This window comes from Xanthomonas dyei (assembly GCF_002939865.1).
GTDB classification, from domain to species: domain Bacteria; phylum Pseudomonadota; class Gammaproteobacteria; order Xanthomonadales; family Xanthomonadaceae; genus Xanthomonas; species Xanthomonas dyei.
Genome location: NZ_MDEE01000045.1, coordinates 1 through 15,089, shown reverse-complemented (window position 1 = coordinate 15,089; position 15,089 = coordinate 1). Strand labels below are relative to the sequence as shown.

General features: G+C 66.2%; 15 protein-coding genes and 1 other RNA gene. 10 read left to right on the top strand and 6 right to left on the bottom strand.

The window, feature by feature from the left end:
* Nucleotides 1-107: 107 nt before the first annotated feature.
* Nucleotides 108-183, bottom strand: a non-coding RNA gene (locus XdyCFBP7245_RS20270) — sX9 sRNA.
* A 132-nt stretch (nucleotides 184-315) separates the two neighbouring features.
* Here XdyCFBP7245_RS20270 and oleC point away from each other — a divergent pair.
* On the top strand, nucleotides 316-1,968 hold the full coding sequence (gene oleC / locus XdyCFBP7245_RS20265) for an olefin beta-lactone synthetase (protein WP_104617221.1): 1,653 nt from the start codon (nucleotides 316-318) through the stop codon (nucleotides 1,966-1,968).
* Nucleotides 1,969-1,976: 8 nt separating this feature from the next.
* Nucleotides 1,977-3,530 (top strand): winged helix-turn-helix domain-containing protein, encoded by a 1,554-nt coding sequence (locus XdyCFBP7245_RS20260; protein WP_104617220.1) that lies wholly within the window; start codon nucleotides 1,977-1,979, stop codon nucleotides 3,528-3,530.
* 325 nt (nucleotides 3,531-3,855) lie between these two features.
* Here XdyCFBP7245_RS20260 and XdyCFBP7245_RS20255 read toward each other — a convergent pair whose 3' ends face one another.
* The gene (locus XdyCFBP7245_RS20255) at nucleotides 3,856-5,010 is read right to left on the bottom strand and encodes a serine hydrolase domain-containing protein (protein ID WP_104617219.1); all 1,155 of its coding nucleotides are present in this window, start codon (nucleotides 5,008-5,010) and stop codon (nucleotides 3,856-3,858) included.
* A 198-nt stretch (nucleotides 5,011-5,208) separates the two neighbouring features.
* On the opposite strand from XdyCFBP7245_RS20255, the gene oleD reads away from it, so the two are divergent.
* Nucleotides 5,209-6,219, top strand: coding sequence for a 2-alkyl-3-oxoalkanoate reductase (oleD, locus tag XdyCFBP7245_RS20250; protein ID WP_170068724.1), 1,011 nt, complete (start codon nucleotides 5,209-5,211; stop codon nucleotides 6,217-6,219).
* Between the two features lie 64 nt (nucleotides 6,220-6,283).
* A complete protein-coding gene (locus XdyCFBP7245_RS20245; protein ID WP_003468167.1) occupies nucleotides 6,284-6,442 on the top strand; it encodes a DUF1328 domain-containing protein in 159 nt (52 codons plus the stop codon).
* 116 nt (nucleotides 6,443-6,558) lie between these two features.
* Here the strand turns inward: XdyCFBP7245_RS20245 and XdyCFBP7245_RS20240 are convergent, their stop codons facing one another.
* Together XdyCFBP7245_RS20240 and ddlA are read right to left on the bottom strand one after the other, a co-directional pair.
* Nucleotides 6,559-7,041 (bottom strand): GNAT family N-acetyltransferase, encoded by a 483-nt coding sequence (locus tag XdyCFBP7245_RS20240; RefSeq protein WP_104617217.1) that lies wholly within the window; start codon nucleotides 7,039-7,041, stop codon nucleotides 6,559-6,561.
* Entirely contained in the window at nucleotides 7,038-8,144 is a 1,107-nt protein-coding gene (gene ddlA / locus XdyCFBP7245_RS20235; RefSeq protein ID WP_104617240.1) for a D-alanine--D-alanine ligase, read from the bottom strand. Before ddlA ends, XdyCFBP7245_RS20240 begins: the two co-directional genes overlap by 4 nt.
* Nucleotides 8,145-8,459: 315 nt before the next feature.
* On the opposite strand from ddlA, the gene XdyCFBP7245_RS20230 reads away from it, so the two are divergent.
* Both XdyCFBP7245_RS20230 and ubiB read left to right on the top strand, forming a co-directional pair.
* Nucleotides 8,460-9,104, top strand: coding sequence for a ubiquinone biosynthesis accessory factor UbiJ (locus XdyCFBP7245_RS20230; protein ID WP_104617216.1), 645 nt, complete (start codon nucleotides 8,460-8,462; stop codon nucleotides 9,102-9,104).
* Nucleotides 9,101-10,774, top strand: coding sequence for a ubiquinone biosynthesis regulatory protein kinase UbiB (gene ubiB, locus XdyCFBP7245_RS20225; RefSeq protein WP_104617215.1), 1,674 nt, complete (start codon nucleotides 9,101-9,103; stop codon nucleotides 10,772-10,774). The genes XdyCFBP7245_RS20230 and ubiB overlap by 4 nt, the downstream gene beginning before the upstream one ends.
* A 171-nt stretch (nucleotides 10,775-10,945) precedes the next feature.
* Here the strand turns inward: ubiB and XdyCFBP7245_RS20220 are convergent, their stop codons facing one another.
* Complete coding sequence (locus tag XdyCFBP7245_RS20220; protein ID WP_104617214.1) at nucleotides 10,946-11,407, bottom strand: thioredoxin family protein; 462 nt, start codon at nucleotides 11,405-11,407, stop codon at nucleotides 10,946-10,948.
* A gap of 79 nt (nucleotides 11,408-11,486) precedes the next feature.
* On the opposite strand from XdyCFBP7245_RS20220, the gene XdyCFBP7245_RS20215 reads away from it, so the two are divergent.
* Entirely contained in the window at nucleotides 11,487-12,257 is a 771-nt protein-coding gene (locus XdyCFBP7245_RS20215) for a pseudouridine synthase (protein WP_104617239.1), read from the top strand.
* Between the two features lie 662 nt (nucleotides 12,258-12,919).
* Here the strand turns inward: XdyCFBP7245_RS20215 and XdyCFBP7245_RS20210 are convergent.
* Nucleotides 12,920-13,495 carry a DUF2059 domain-containing protein gene (locus XdyCFBP7245_RS20210; RefSeq protein ID WP_211287754.1) on the bottom strand — a complete coding sequence of 192 codons (576 nt, stop codon included), beginning with the start codon at nucleotides 13,493-13,495 and terminating at the stop codon, nucleotides 12,920-12,922.
* A gap of 57 nt (nucleotides 13,496-13,552) precedes the next feature.
* Here XdyCFBP7245_RS20210 and arfB point away from each other — a divergent pair, with 57 nt between their 5' ends.
* The 3 genes from arfB to XdyCFBP7245_RS24315 form a co-directional block, all read left to right on the top strand.
* Entirely contained in the window at nucleotides 13,553-13,984 is a 432-nt protein-coding gene (gene arfB / locus XdyCFBP7245_RS20205; RefSeq protein ID WP_104617212.1) for an alternative ribosome rescue aminoacyl-tRNA hydrolase ArfB, read from the top strand.
* A 2-nt stretch (nucleotides 13,985-13,986) separates the two neighbouring features.
* Complete coding sequence (locus XdyCFBP7245_RS20200) at nucleotides 13,987-14,616, top strand: lysophosphatidylcholine acyltransferase (protein ID WP_104617211.1); 630 nt, start codon at nucleotides 13,987-13,989, stop codon at nucleotides 14,614-14,616.
* Between the two features lie 266 nt (nucleotides 14,617-14,882).
* The coding region (locus XdyCFBP7245_RS24315) for a hypothetical protein (protein ID WP_211287752.1) at nucleotides 14,883-15,089 on the top strand (207 nt) is incomplete at its 3' end.

Sequence of the window (15,089 nt, the reverse complement as noted above, 5' to 3'; positions counted from 1 at the left end):
TAGCGGGCAATACAGCGCCAAACATGCGCCGCATCCGTACGTCTGCTTCGGTTCGATCAGTTCGGGCGCGGCGTACGGCGTGCGCGATCTCCGCAGGAACTTAGAGCGGCTAACAAAACGTAGCGAGCAGTCGTCAGGTGGGTGTGGACGGCGCGGAGGAACCGGAGTGTACGGGTGATACATGCCGCACCGAGCACCGGCCGCGCCCGCCTGGCGGCTACACAGTAGTTTTGTTAGCGGCTCTTAAGCGCACGCCTGATCCTGGAGATAGATGCAAGCAGCCGGCACCGTAAGCGCATGGGTGATAATACGGCGATGACTACTCTCTGCAATATCGCTGCCACCTTGCCGCAGCTGGCGCGCGAGCGCCCCGATCAGATCGCCATCCGCTGCCCCGGCCACCGCGCCGCCAACGGGTTTGCGGCCTACGACGTGACCTTGAGCTATGCCGAACTGGATGCACGCAGCGATGCGATCGCCGCCGGCCTGGCGCTGCACGGCATCGGCCGTGGCGCGCGCGCGGTGGTGATGGTGCGGCCGTCGCCGGAGTTCTTCCTGCTGATGTTTGCGTTGTTCAAGGCCGGTGCGGTGCCGGTGCTGGTCGACCCGGGCATCGACAAACGCGCGCTCAAACAGTGCCTGGACGAAGCGCAGCCGCAGGCGTTTATCGGCATTCCGCTCGCGCAGCTGGCGCGCCGGTTGCTGCGCTGGGCGCGCTCTGCCAAGCAGATCGTCAGCGTCGGTGGACGCTACGGCTGGGGTGGGGTGACGCTGGCACGGGTGGAGCGCGATGGCGCCGGCGCTGGCAGCCAACTGGCCGATACCGCACCGGACGATGTGGCGGCGATCCTGTTCACCAGCGGCTCCACCGGCGTGCCCAAGGGCGTGGTGTACCGGCACCGGCATTTTGTCGGGCAGATCGAGCTGCTGCGCAACGCGTTCGGCATGCAGCCCGGTGGTGTGGATCTGCCGACGTTTCCACCGTTTGCCTTGTTCGATCCCGCACTGGGGTTGACCTCGGTGATCCCGGATATGGACCCGACCCGTCCGGCCACCGCCGACCCGCGCAAGCTGCACGATGCGCTCAACCGCTTCGGAGTGACGCAGTTGTTCGGCTCGCCGGCGTTGATGCGCGTGCTGGCCGACTATGGGCAGCCGCTGCCCAACGTGCGCCTGGCAACGTCGGCAGGCGCACCGGTGCCGCCGGATGTGGTGGCCACCATCCGCGCGCTGCTGCCGGCCGATGCGCAATTCTGGACGCCATACGGCGCCACCGAATGTCTGCCGGTAGCGGCGATCGAAGGCCGCACCCTGGACGCGACCCGCGCCGCCACCGAAGCCGGGGCCGGCACCTGCGTGGGGCAGGTCGTCGCGCCCAATGAGGTGCGCATTATCGCCATCGACGATGCGGCCATTGCCGATTGGAGCGGCGCGCGCGTGCTGGCCGTGGGCGACGTCGGCGAGATCACCGTCGCCGGCCCCACCACCACCGATACCTACTTCAATCGCGATGCGGCCACGCGCATCGCCAAGATCCGCGAGCGCAGCGACGATGGCAGCGAGCGCATCGTGCACCGCATGGGCGATGTCGGCTATTTCGATGCCGAAGGACGCTTGTGGTTTTGCGGGCGCAAGACCCATCGCGTGGAAACGGCCAGCGGCCCGCTGTATACAGAACAGGTGGAGCCGGTGTTCAACGTGCATCCACAGGTGCGGCGCACCGCCTTGGTCGGTGTGGGCGCGCCCGGGCAACAGCAACCGGTGCTGTGTGTGGAGTTGCAGCCGGGCGTGTCGGCATCGGCCTTTGCGGACGTGCAAACCGCATTGCGTGCGCTGGGCGCGGCGCATTCGCATACCGCCGGTATCACGCGTTTTCTGCGGCATTCCGGCTTTCCGGTCGATATTCGCCACAACGCCAAGATCGGCCGCGAAAAACTGGCGGTCTGGGCGGCGCAGCAGCGCTCCTGACGTCCACCATGTCCGCGCATTATCGTCTGGATGATCTGCGCATCGATGTGGCGCGGCAGCGCGTGGAGCGCGACGGCGTGGCGCTTGAGGTGGGCGGGCTGAGTTTTCGCCTGTTGCACTACATGCTGCAGCAGGGCCAACGCGTGGTGGATTTCGACGCGTTGATCCAGAACGTGTGGGCACCGGCGCTGGTCAACGAAGAAACCGTCACCCAACGTGTGCGGCTGCTACGGCAGGCCTTGGGCGACGACTCGCGGCAGCCGCGCTATCTGCGCTCGGTACGGGGGCAGGGGTATCAACTGTGCGTGCCGGTGCAGCAGGAACAGGCGCCGCCTGTGCCCGCGCCACGGCGGCATGGCGTCTGGATCGCCGCTGCCGTGGCGATGCTGGTCGTGGTGGGCGGCGCTGTGGCCTGGTGGGTGCAGCGCGGCGATGCACCACCCGCGAAGGCGGCGTTGCTGCAGCGTGCCGACTACTACGCCGGCATCGGCCAGCGCGACGACAACGACCGCGCAATCGGTCTGTATCGCCAACGTCTGCAGCAAGCGCCGGACGATCGGCAGGCCCAGCTCGGGCTCAGTCGTGCCTATGCCGCACGCGTGTGCCAATACGATGGCGACGGCGGATTTGCACAGCAGGCCCAGCAACTGGCCGATGCGGTGATCAAGGCGCAACCGCGTCTTGCGGCGGCCTACGCCGCGCGTGGTTACGCGCTGGATTGCCAGGGCCGCAATGGCGCTGCACTGGCCGCCTACGAGCAGGCGTTGCAGCTGGATCCGGCGGCCGATGCCGTGCGCGGCTCGGCCGCCTACCTGTACGAGCGACAGGGCAAACTGGTGCAGGCGCTGTCGGCCAACCTGGCCGTGCGCGAGCCAAAACGCGTGCGCTTTCTGCCGATCCAGATTGCCAGCAACCTGAGCCTGCTCGGCTATGCGAGTGCCGCCGAAGCACGCTATCGGCAAAACTTTCAGCTGTATCCGGACGATGCGTTTTCCAATCTGGCTTGGCCCACGTTTCTGTTCGAGCATGGCCGTGCGGCAGAGGCGCAGACGGCATTGAACGAGGCATTGGGCCGCGGCACCGACTATGCCGGGCTGTCCTTGTTGCAGGCGCAGCTGGCGTGGTCGCGTGGCGACACCGCGCTCGCACGCAGCGCGGCGCGGCGGGCCTTGCAGCTGCGTCCACAGGGCAGCTTTGCGCAGACGGTGGTGTGGGCGCTGCACGCCGAGCCGCCGCCGTCAGCCGCCACGCTGCACGCGCATGCGCAGGAGTTGCTCGGCAGCGTCGCGCGTGGCGGCGACCCGTTCGATGCAGTCGATGCCGCCGTGTTGTTGCTGGGTGCGGATGCGCCCGACGCGGCGATGCGCGCCTTGCAACGCGCCGACGCCGCCGGCTACCGCAACGCCGGCTATCTGCGTCAATCGCCGCTACTGCAGCCATTGCGCGGCTCGCCGGAGTTTGCCGCGTTGCTGGCACGTATCGATGCAGATCTTGCTGCCCAGCGTGGGCAGGTGCGGCGTGCCGATGTGCTGCGCGCGCAGGCAACATCCAACGACGACTGACACTTGGGTGAGCGTGGTCAGGACGGGCCGACTGCATGCTCAGACGGTGAGGCCAGATCCAGAATGAGCCATCGAGATCTGCGCCGCACCAGGCACCGGCCGCGCCCTGCGGCGCGTCGGTGTGGTCGCGCATCGGTTGCCAGGTCCGGGTGGCGAACACGCGATGCATGCCAGCCAATGCTTGGAGCGACTAACTGACAGCTGCAGTCACCGCCAGACAGATGCGACCGGTGCTCGGTCTGGCATGTGCCACGCGGACATGCCGAGTCAGAGGATGCCGTCCCTACCTACCTGACGACTGCTTGCGATATTGGTTTAACCGCTCTCAGTGCTCAGGCAGCGCCTTGAGGACATAGTCGGTCAGCAAGCGCTGCGACTGTTGGTGCATCTGCCGCGTGTTGTACGCGCTGCGCGTGAGCACCACCACCAGGCGTTCGTCAGGCACGACGAACACGTAGTTGCCGCCATTGCCGGACATCGCCCAGGTATCGCGTTGCACACCGCGCACCGGAAACCGGAAGTGCCAGATCAGATAGCCGTAATCGGCATCCTCGCGTGCCTGCGCATGCACGCTGGTCATCGCCTGCACCCAGTCGGCGGGAATCACCTGGCGGCCTTGCCAGCGGCCGTGCGCCAGCAGCAGTTGGCCGAGCTTTGCCAGGTCGCGGCTGCGATAGCGGGTGCCGCCACCGCCCATGCCCACGCCTTCGGACGACAGGTTCCACTGCGCCCGCTCGATGCCCAGCGGTGTTTCCAGCACCTGCGCCGAAAAGGCCTGCAGCGGCTTGCCGGCGACTTTTTCCAGCATCGCACCCAGCAGGAAGGAGCCGGCGGTGCAATACGAAAACGCGCGGCCGTGCGGGCTCTGTGCGGGCCGCGGCGTCCACGGCGCATAGCCGCGGATCGGCAGATCCAGCGCGAACTGCGTCCAGTCCGCACTCACGTACATGCTTTCTTCGTTGCCGGCCGAAAATTCATTTTCGTCGTTGCATTCCAGCTGCGAGCTCATTGTCAGCAGGTCTTCGACGGTGATCGCACGCTTGCGCGGATCGGCGTTTTGCCAGTGCCGCTCGCCAAAAGCGTCATAGACCTTGGTCTGCACGTCGGGGATCAGCTTGCGCGCGATGGCCGCCCCGACCAGCAGCCCGGTCACGCTCTTGGTCAACGAGCGGGTGTCGTGCAAGGTCTGTCGATCGGCGTCGCCCAGGTAGCGCTCGTAGACCAATGCGCCGTCGCGGGCGATCACCAGGCTGATGGTGGAGGGGGCCAGATCGGCGGCGAGCGCCTGCTCCATCTGCGCCAGCACTGGAAGGTTCCAGCCCTTGGCGGCAGCGTTGGCGACCGGCCAGCCGTCGTCGAGGGCCAGCGGTGTAGCGGCTGGCGGCGCGGGCGCTGCTGCTGTCGAGGCGGCAACTGGCGCCGCGGCGTGCAGCGCGGAGACGTAAAGCAGGGGCAGCAACAGCAGTGACAGGCGGGTCATGGCAACTCCAGCGATCGAGGGTCCGGCCATGACGCCTGCGCCGCGAATGAACTGCCTGATGCCTCAATGAAGATTTATGAAGGTCTTTGCGATCAATGGGTTAGCCACGCCGCTCGCGAGAAGAAACGCACGCCGCGTCGCCCTGACGGTCCTGTCCGGCTATTGTGTGCGCCCTGCAGGAGCGATGGGTGTGGCGTGATGAAAGTGCTGGTGACCGGCGGTGGTGGATTTCTTGGCCAGGCGTTGTGCCGCGGCTTGCGTGCGCGTGGGCACGAGGTGGTGAGTTTCCAGCGCGGCGATTACCCGGTGCTGCAGACGCTGGGCGTGGGCCAGATCCGTGGCGACCTGGCCGACCCGCAGGCCGTGCGGCATGCCTTCAGCGGCATCGATGCGGTGTTTCACAACGCCGCCAAGGCCGGCGCCTGGGGCAGCTACGACAGCTATCACCAGGCCAATGTGGTGGGCACGCAGAACGTGCTCGACGCATGCCGCGCCAATGGCGTGCCGCGGCTGATCTACACCTCCACACCCAGCGTCACCCATCGCGCCACCCATCCGGTGGAGGGCCTGGGCGCCGACGAGGTGCCGTATGGCGAAGACCTGCGCGCCGCGTACGCAGCGACCAAGGCGATCGCCGAGCGTGCGGTCTTGGCGGCCAACGATGCGCAGCTGGCCACGGTGGCGTTGCGTCCGCGGTTGATCTGGGGGCCGGGCGACAACCATCTGTTGCCGCGTCTGGCCGCGCGCGCGCGCGCCGGTCGCCTGCGCATGGTGGGCGATGGCAGCAACCTGGTGGACAGCACGTACATCGACAACGCCGCGCAAGCGCATTTCGATGCGTTCGACCATCTTGCGCAGGGTGCTGCCTGCGCGGGCAAGGCGTACTTCATTTCCAACGGCCAACCATTGCCGATGCGCGAGCTGCTCAATCGCTTGCTTGCGGCCGTGGACGCGCCGGCAGTGACGCGCTCGTTGTCGTTCAAGACCGCGTATCGCATCGGTGCGGTGTGCGAAACCTTATGGCCACTGTTGCGTCTGCCAGGCGAAGTACCGTTGACGCGGTTCTTGGTCGAACAGTTGTGTACGCCGCATTGGTACAGCATGGAACCAGCGCGCCGCGACTTCGGCTATGTGCCGCGTATCAGCATCGAAGAAGGCCTGAATCGGCTGCGATCCTCATCTTCCAACGACATTGCCATCACTCGATAAAGACCGCCATCTGATCAGGATACGTCTGCGCCGATTCGGCACGACAATTTCTGGAACCCTTGCCATGCTGCATTACGCCATCATCTTTTTCGTCATCGCCATCATCGCCGCTGTGCTGGGCTTCAGCGGTATCGCCGGTGCGGCGACCAACATCGCCTGGATCCTGTTTGTGGTGTTCCTGATCCTGGCAGTGATCTCGATGTTCCGTCGCGGCAAGGTCTAACGCCTCACCGCGGTACGTCCCGGCAGCGGCGCTGCCGGTCGGCGCTCACATGGCCCGCTTCCGCAAGGAGGCGGGCCATGTGCGTTATGGCGGTTTTCAGCGGGGTTTTTTGCATCTCACAGCAGCTTTTCCAGATATTGCACCTGCTTGCCATTGGCCAGCACCGCATCGCCGATCGGTACGAATCCCAGGTGTCGATGCAATGCGAGGGAGGCCGGGTTGGGCGGGCTCAGATTCACTTCGCACACCACGCGCGGTTGCGCTGCTGCACGCGCGCTGCGGATGAGGTCGTCGTACAGCTGCAGCGCAAGGCTGCGTCGCTGTGCATGGGCGGCGATCACGATGCGGTCCACGTACACGAAGCGCGCGAAGCGCTCCGCCAGCCATGCGAAGTTCGCATTGGCGTAGGCAGCGCTCTGATCCAGTGCGATCAACAGGCCGTCGGCCGGCGGGACGAGCCGTGCATACCAGGCCATCTGCAATAACGCGGTGAGCCCATCGGTATCGAGCAACGACAGTGCGGTGGCGTGCGTATTGTTGAGTGCGAGCAGTGCCGTATGGTCGTGCGCTTGTACGGCGCGCAGCTGCGCCGCGCTCATGCACGCGCGTCCACTGCGCTGCGCAGCAGTTGATCGTCTGCATGCCGTTGCAAGGCCAGCTCGATCAACTGCGTGATCAAACTACGATAGTCCAGCCCGCTTGCCTGCCATAACTTTGGATACATGCTTATGCTGGTGAAGCCAGGCAGCGTATTGACCTCGTTGATCACGATGCGCCCGTCCGCACACAGGAACACATCCACGCGCGCCATGCCGGCGCAGTCCAGCGCTTGATAGGCCTGCACCGCAAGGTGCTGGATGCGCTGCTGCGTCTGCGCATCGAGATCGGCGGGGATCACGATGTCGGCGCCATCTGCGCTGATGTATTTTGTGTCGTACGAATAAAACGCATCGTGCACCACCACTTCGCCGCACACGCTGGCCTGTGGCGTGGCATTGCCCAGCACCGCGCATTCGATCTCGCGACCGACAATGGCCGCTTCCACCAGCACCTTGTGGTCGTAGGACAACGCCAAGGCGAGCGCGGCGGCGAACGCGTCCGCGCTGCGCACCTGGCTGACGCCGACCGACGAGCCCTGGTTGGCCGGTTTGACGAACAGCGGCAACCCCAACTGGGCGATCAGCGCATCCACATCGGCCTGCGCGGCGGTGTGGCGGTTGAAGCAGACAAACGGCGCCACCGCCAGGCCGGCATCGCGCAGTACGCGCTTGGCCATGTCCTTGTCCATCGCCACCGCCGAGCCGAGCACGCCGGAGCCAACAAAGGGCAGGTTGGCCATGCGCAACAAGCCCTGCAGCGAGCCGTCCTCGCCCAGGGTGCCGTGCACGATCGGAAACACCACATCGATCTGCGCCAGTGCCTGCTCGGTATCCACCGGCCGCAGCTGCGCCTGCTCGGCGCCGGGCAGCACCGCCACCGAGCGGCCGCTGCGGTGCAGGGCGATCCGGCCCGGGTCGTCGGCATCGTGCAGAAAGCCGTCCGGCGCGCTCAGATGCCACTGGCCCTGCTTGTCGATGCCGATCAGCACCGGCTCGAAGCGCTGCGGGTCGAGCGCGTCCAGGAGGTTGCGCGCCGATTGCAGCGAAACCTCGTGCTCGGCGGATTTGCCGCCAAAGATGAGACCGACCCGGATCTTGCCCATCGCCTGCTCCTGCCAACTGTTCGAGAAGGGCGCCAGCATGCCCGTGACCGGCCGGCCGAAGGAAGTCGGCAGCTGTGCACGGACGCCGCGCTCATCGTCGCAGGGCGCGATGGCCCATGACGTGCCGCCTGCACAGCGCCGCATCCCGGCGAGCCCCAGTGCTGCGCCTGCCGGCCAGGCAATCCAGGTAGCGACCCCTGCATCGATCGCTCCACCGCCAGGCAAGCGCCTGCCATGGCCACTGCGGCAGCCTCCGGCGCGCAGCGCCCACCATCGTCAGTCAGCTGCGACATGCAGGGGCGGTAGAATGCGCCCATGCCCGGATCACTTTTCAACTCTCTCAAGCCGCTCGCCGGCCAGGCCCTGCAGGCCGCGCTCAATCGCGCACTGGCGCTGGACCCGGATACCCGCGACGCCCTGTTGCCGTTGGAAGGCCAGCGCATCGCGCTGACCCTGGACGCGCCCGCGGTGGCGCTGCAGATCCGCGTGCACGAGCGCCGGCTGCTGGTCGGCCCGGTCGATCAGACACACGAGCCGGATCTGGCGGTGCGCAGCAGCCTGGCCGGTTTGCTGGGGCAGCTGCCGTTTCTGGCCAACGCGCGCCGCAGCGGCGCACCGGCGGGGCGGCTCAAGGTCTCCGGCGATGCGGAACTGGCGCGTCAGCTGCAGCAACTGGCCGGCCGCTTCGACCCGGATTGGCAGTTGCCGTTCGTGGCGGTGTTCGGCGAGATCCTGGGCGTGCAGATCGCCGGCGCGGTGCGTGCAGCGTTGCAGCAGGCGCGTCGCAGCGCCTCGGATCTGGCGCAGAGCGCGGCCGAATTCGTCACCGAAGAATCGCGCGATGTGGTGCCGCGTGCCGAGCTCGAGGCCTTCCACGATGACGTGGACGAGCTGCGCGACGACGTGGAGCGGATGGCCGCGCGCGTGAGCCGCCTGCGTGCCGCCGGAGGCGCGGCATGAAGGCGATTTTGCGGGCCAGCCGCATCGGCCGGGTGATCCTGCGCTACCGCCTGGACGACCTGCTGCAAGGCACCGCTGCCGAACGCTGGCTGCGTGTGGCCAAGCCGTTCGTGCCGCGTGCCAGTGCCGAAATCGCCGCGCAATCGCGCGGTGCACGGTTGCGGTTGGCGTTGCAGGAACTCGGCCCGATCTTCGTCAAGTTCGGGCAGATCCTGTCGACCCGTCGCGACCTGATTCCCGCCGATGTGGCCGAAGAACTCACCTTGCTGCAGGACCGGGTCAAGCCGTTCGACGGCGAGGCTGCGCGCCTGATCGTGGAAGGCGCGCTGGGCCTGCCGGTCAGCGTGGCATTCGCTTCCTTCGACACCGTGCCGCTGGCATCGGCCTCGATCGCGCAGGTGCATGCGGCCACCTTGCCGCCGGACGCCAACGGCGTGCGCCGCGAAGTGGTGGTCAAGGTGTTGCGCCCGGACATCGAGCGTCAGATCGACGCCGATATCGCGCTGCTGCATTCGCTGGCCACGCTGGTCGAACGCACCCATCCGCGCGCCGACAAGATCCGTCCGCGCGAAGTGGTGGCCGAGATCGAAGGCACCTTGTCGGCCGAACTCGACCTGCAGCGCGAAGGCGCCAATGCCAGCGTGCTGCGCCGGTTCTGGGAAGGCTCGGACGATCTGTACGTGCCGGAAGTGATCTGGTCGCACACCGCCGAGCGCGCGCTCACGCTGGAGCGCGTGTACGGCATTCCGTCCGACGATATCGCCAAGCTCGATGCTGCCGGCATCGACCGCAAGGCGTTGGCGGCCAAGGGCGTGCGCGTGTTCTACACGCAGGTGTTCCGCGACAACTTTTTCCATGCCGACGCGCACGCCGGCAACATCTGGGTCGACTCGGACCCGGAGCGCCGCCTCAATCCGCGTTTCATCGCGCTGGATTTCGGCATCATGGGCCAGCTCTCGCAGGAAGATCAGTACTACCTGGCCGAGAACTTCATGGCGATCTTCCACAAGGATTATCGCCGCATGGCCGAGCTGCACGTGGAGGCGGGCTGGATGCCGTCCAACGTGCGCATCGACGAGCTGGAAGCGGCCGCGCGCTCGGTGTGCGAGCCGTACTTCACCCGGCCGCTGTCGGAAATTTCGTTGGCGCAGGTGCTGATCAAGTTGTTCCGCGTTGCGCAGCGCTACGAGTTGACCTTGCAGCCGCAGTTGATCCTGCTGCAGAAGACGCTGCTCAACATCGAAGGCGTCGGCCGTCAGCTCGATCCCAAGCTGGATATCTGGGCGGTGGCGCGACCGGTGCTGGAGCGCATCCTGCGCGAGCGCTACAGCCCGCGTCGCATGCTGGGCGAGTTGAGCAAGCGGCTACCGGAAATCATGACCCATGCGCCGGACATGCCGCGCCTGGTGCACAGCTGGTTGAAACAGCAGGTGGAAGGCCGGCATCAGCTGGACATCCGTTCGAGCGAATTGCGCGCGCTGGACATCAGCCTGCGCAAGCTGCAGACCCGCGTGGTCACGGCCATCACCGGTAGCGGGTTGCTGGTGGTGGCGGCCGTGTTGTACGGCCTACATCCGGATGGCTGGTACCTGGGCACGGTGCCGGTGTGGAGCTGGATCAGCGGCGGCGCCGGGTCGGTCGCGTTGCTGGTCGCGTGGCTGCGTCGTTAGGCAACTGGCTGCGCGACAATCCGCGCGTGCACGCTGCTGCACTGCCCGCGTGCAGCGCATCGCTGCACACCGCGGCCGTGACATGCAGCGCGATGTTGCCCGGCTTGCGCGAACGGCTGGCGGTTCGCGCCCTGGTGTGAGCCCGCACCGCCAACCGTGCACACCCGCACCTCAGGGCGCGCGGTGGGCGTGCGCCACTTGGTCGAAGAACTGATAGATGCCGTCGTCGCTCATCTTGCGTGCGTTGGCCAGCTCGCCGGCACGCGTGGTGTAGAGCAGCGTGCCGGCCGGCGATACCACCACCGCAGCCGGGATGCCGTTCTGGATCGGGTCACCGTAGCGCTGGCTGATGTCCAGGTTGTGGTCGAAGTTACCCACGTCCACCTTGACCACGACGAACGAGCGAGCGATCAGCGGCGCGTTCTTTGCGCTGTGCAGCGAGGTATCCAGCGCGCGGCAGTCGTGGCACCAGTTGGCGCCGAAAATCACCAGCGTGGGTTTGTGGGTTTTCTTGCCGGCGGCCAACGCATCGCGCAGCTGGGTGCCGGCGTCGGCATGGTCGTCGTACGGCAGGGTCGAAGACTGCGCCAGCGGAGCGACCGCCAGCAGGCAAAGCAGCAGCAAGGTGCGCATGGGGGACGCTCCATCAGGGGGAACCCGCATGCTGTGCCAGCCGCGTGATGGGGTCAACGCGCGGTGGGCAGAGCGCGCAGTGGCATGCGGTGTCAGCGATGCGGATAATCCGCCGGTGAGCACATCCCCAAAGCATCTGCAGATTCTCTACCAGGACGATGTTCTGGCCGTTGTCGACAAACCCGCGGGCCTGATGGTCCATGACAGCAAGCTGGCGCGCGGGGAGGACGACTTTCTGGCCGACCGCCTGCGCGAGCAGTTGGGCAAGCCGATCTTCCTGGTCCACCGGCTCGACCGCGCCACCAGCGGCTGCCTGCTGCTGGCGTTCGACCGCGACAGCGCCAGCGCGCTGGGCAAGGCCTTGATGGCCGGCGAGGTAGATAAAAATTATCTGACCGTGTGCCGCGGCTGGCCGGCCGAGGATCGGTTCATCGTCGATCACGACCTGGACGGCGGCCCCGGCAAACCGGTCAAGAAGCCGGCGGTGACGCACTTCCAGCGGCTGGCGACCGGCGAGCTGGAGATCCCGTCCACCGGCTTTGCCACGTCACGCTATGCGTTGCTGCGCTGCCAACCGCAGACCGGGCGCTTCCGGCAGATTCGCCGCCACATGAAGCATCTGTCGCATCACATGATCGGCGACACCAGTCATGGCGATGGACGCCACAATCGCAGTTTCCGCATGCTCGGCATCCACCGCATGTTGTTGCACGCCGAACGCCTGGAATTTCCGCATCCGGCCGATGGCAGGCGCATCAGCGTCACCGCGCCGCTGGATGTGGAATTTGCCAAGGCGTGTGCGTTGTTTGGGTGGGAAATGGCGGGGTTGGGAGCAATGCAGACGGCGTGATGTGGTGTGCCTGGTTCAGAGATCCAGACGTCCACTCAGCCTGCAAGACATCCGCGCAAGCGTCCCCTCACCCCAACCCCTCTCCCGCAGGCGGGAGAGGGGCTCAAGCGCGACGCGCAATGTTCGCCTTCCCGTGTTGCCGCCCTCCCTGGCCGCCTTCCGAGTTGCTTCCTTCCCCCGCCTGCGGCGGAAGGTGCCCGAAGGGCGGATGGGGGTACGCTCGTCACTGCGCGCTCAAGACAGCAGCTCTGCCGGCGGCAGAAGCGCCAAGAGAGGTCGAAACGTCCACTCAGCCTGCAAGACATCTGCGCAAGCGTCCCCTCACCCCAACCCCTCTCCCGCAGGCGGGAGAGGCGCTCAAGCGCGACGCGCAATGTTCGCCTTCCCGGCGCTGCTTGCTTCCCCACGTTGCTTCCTTTTCTGTGTTGCTTCCTTCTCCCGCCTGCGGGGGAAGGTGCCCGAAGGGCGGATGGGGGTACGCTCGCCGCTGCTGGTTCAAGACAGCAGTTCCTCCGGCGGCAGAAGCGCTAAGACAGTCCTCTTCCACCAGCTGAAAAGGTGAAGCACTCCCGTAACCGGCAACGCACGCCACCCGCATCGGCAACCGTTGCAGGAATCGCGCACCGACCAATTCCCACTCGCTATTCCCGGCTGCCGTCCCTTCAGGGCTTCTTGGCCGCAGCAGGCTCGTTGACGATCTTCTCCAGATCCTTTTGCAGATCGGCAAACAGCGGCAGCATCTTTTGCTGGATGGCGCCCATCAGGTTCTGGGTCAGGGCCGGGGTCTTGTCCAGCAGGCTCTGGCCGGCCGAGCTCTCGTAGAACTCGGCCATCGCCAGCACGTCCTCGCGCGAGAACGAGCGCTTGTAGATGTCCACGTACATCGGGCGCAGCTCCGACCACGACAGCGCCTTGCGCACGGTCTGGCGGGTACGTTCCTGGATGCGTTGCAGCTGCGCCTGCTGGTCGGCATCGAGCTGGCGCTGCGCGGTGAGCTGGGCGAATTGCTGCTGCTGCATCGCTTCGATCTGCGGCAGCATGGTGTCGAGCATGGTCTGCGCGCGAGAGGCGGCCAGCAGACGGTTGACGTCGGCATCGGTGGGTGCCTGCGCCAGCGCGGCCGGGGCGGCCACCGCCAGCAGGGCGAGCAGCAGCAGGCGGCGGGCAAGCGCGCCTGCGGCGGCGAACGAATGAGGTGTCATCGGAGCATCCTGCGATCGGGGAACCGGCCGCAGGATACGGGAAGCTGGCGTTCGCGCGCGCGTCCACGCCGCTGCCGATACAATCGCGGGCTAATGGCCAGCGACCCGATCCAGATCACCCCCAGCCTGACGATTCCGCCCAGCGAACTCGTCGAACGCTTCGTGCGCGCCAGCGGCGCGGGCGGGCAGAACGTCAACAAGGTGTCCACCGCGGTGGAACTGCGTTTCGACGTGGCCGGCTCGCCCTCGCTGCCCGAGCCGTTGCGCGCGCGGCTGCTGTCGCGCCGCGACCGCCGCATCACCGCCGAGGGCGTGCTGGTGATCGACGCGCAGCGCTTTCGCACCCAGGACCGCAACCGCGACGATGCGCGCGAGCGGCTGGCCGAGATCATCAGTGCATGCCTGTCGGTGCCCAAGCGGCGGGTCGCCACCAAACCGAGTCACGGTGCCAAGCTGCGGCGGCTGGATGCCAAGCGTGAGCGCAGCCATATCAAGCGTGGACGCTCTGCGTCCCACTGGGAGTAAGTGTGAGTCAAGCCGACCCGTCGTTGCCGCCGGTCACACAGGCCAACATCCTGCTGCAGTCAACGCCGCCCAGAATGCCGCGTGCGCACGGTCGCTTCGGCCGCTGGCTGGGCCGTACCGCTCTGCGCCTGACCGGCTGGCGGCTGCTTGGGCGGCTGCCCGACGAGCCCAAGTTGGTAATGATCGTGGCGCCGCACTCGTCTAACTGGGATGGCTTTGTGGGCTTTGCCGCCAAGTTCGCGCTCGGCTTCGATGTGCGTGTGCTGGGCAAGGCGCAGCTGTTCTGGTGGCCGCTGGGGCCGCTGCTGCGCAAGCTGGGCGCCATTCCGCTGGACCGCAGCTCGCCGCAGGGCACCATCGGCCAGGCAGTGCGGTTGATCCGCAACTCCGAACAGATGTGGTACGTGATCACCCCCGAAGGCACGCGCAAGCGTGTGGAGCAGTGGAAGGCCGGTTTCTGGAAGATCGCTTCCGATGCCAAGGTGCCGATCCTGCCGGTGTATTTCGACTACCCCAGCAAGACCGTGGGTATCGGCGAACCGTTCTGGACCGGCACCGACATGGCCGCCGACATCGCCGCCATCCGCACCTGGTACCGGCCGTGGCGCGGTAAGCATCGCGATACGTTGTAGGTTGCGTAGCGTGCAGGGGTGCCGATGTGCCTTGCCCACAGATGTTGGACCAGACATGAGAGCAACCGGCAAGTTAGGGTTCTTGCATGAGGCCGCTTCTTCCGTCGTGGCTCAATGGCGCTATCCATCCGTGCAAAAAAACCATTGCGCACATCAGGTGGTGATTGGAGTTTCAATTTGAGGTCGTCAGCGCCGCCTTCAGCAGATCCAACACTTCATTCAAGCCAGCGCTGCCTGATCAGGACGTTAGACCGCGAGGAGAGTTCGTGAGCATCGTTGCAAACTACGCCAGACTTACACCTTCACAAGTTGTTGAGTTGAGCGGTCGAGCTGTCGCTGACCCGAACTCTCTCATCTCTAGTTTTCCCGGCGCAGAGGTGATGACCCACCCCCGATTACCTTGCCATTCGAAAGTAGAGAATTCGACCTTCTACGGCGCCTGGGAATTTGCTTGGGACCCGCAATTTCGGGCG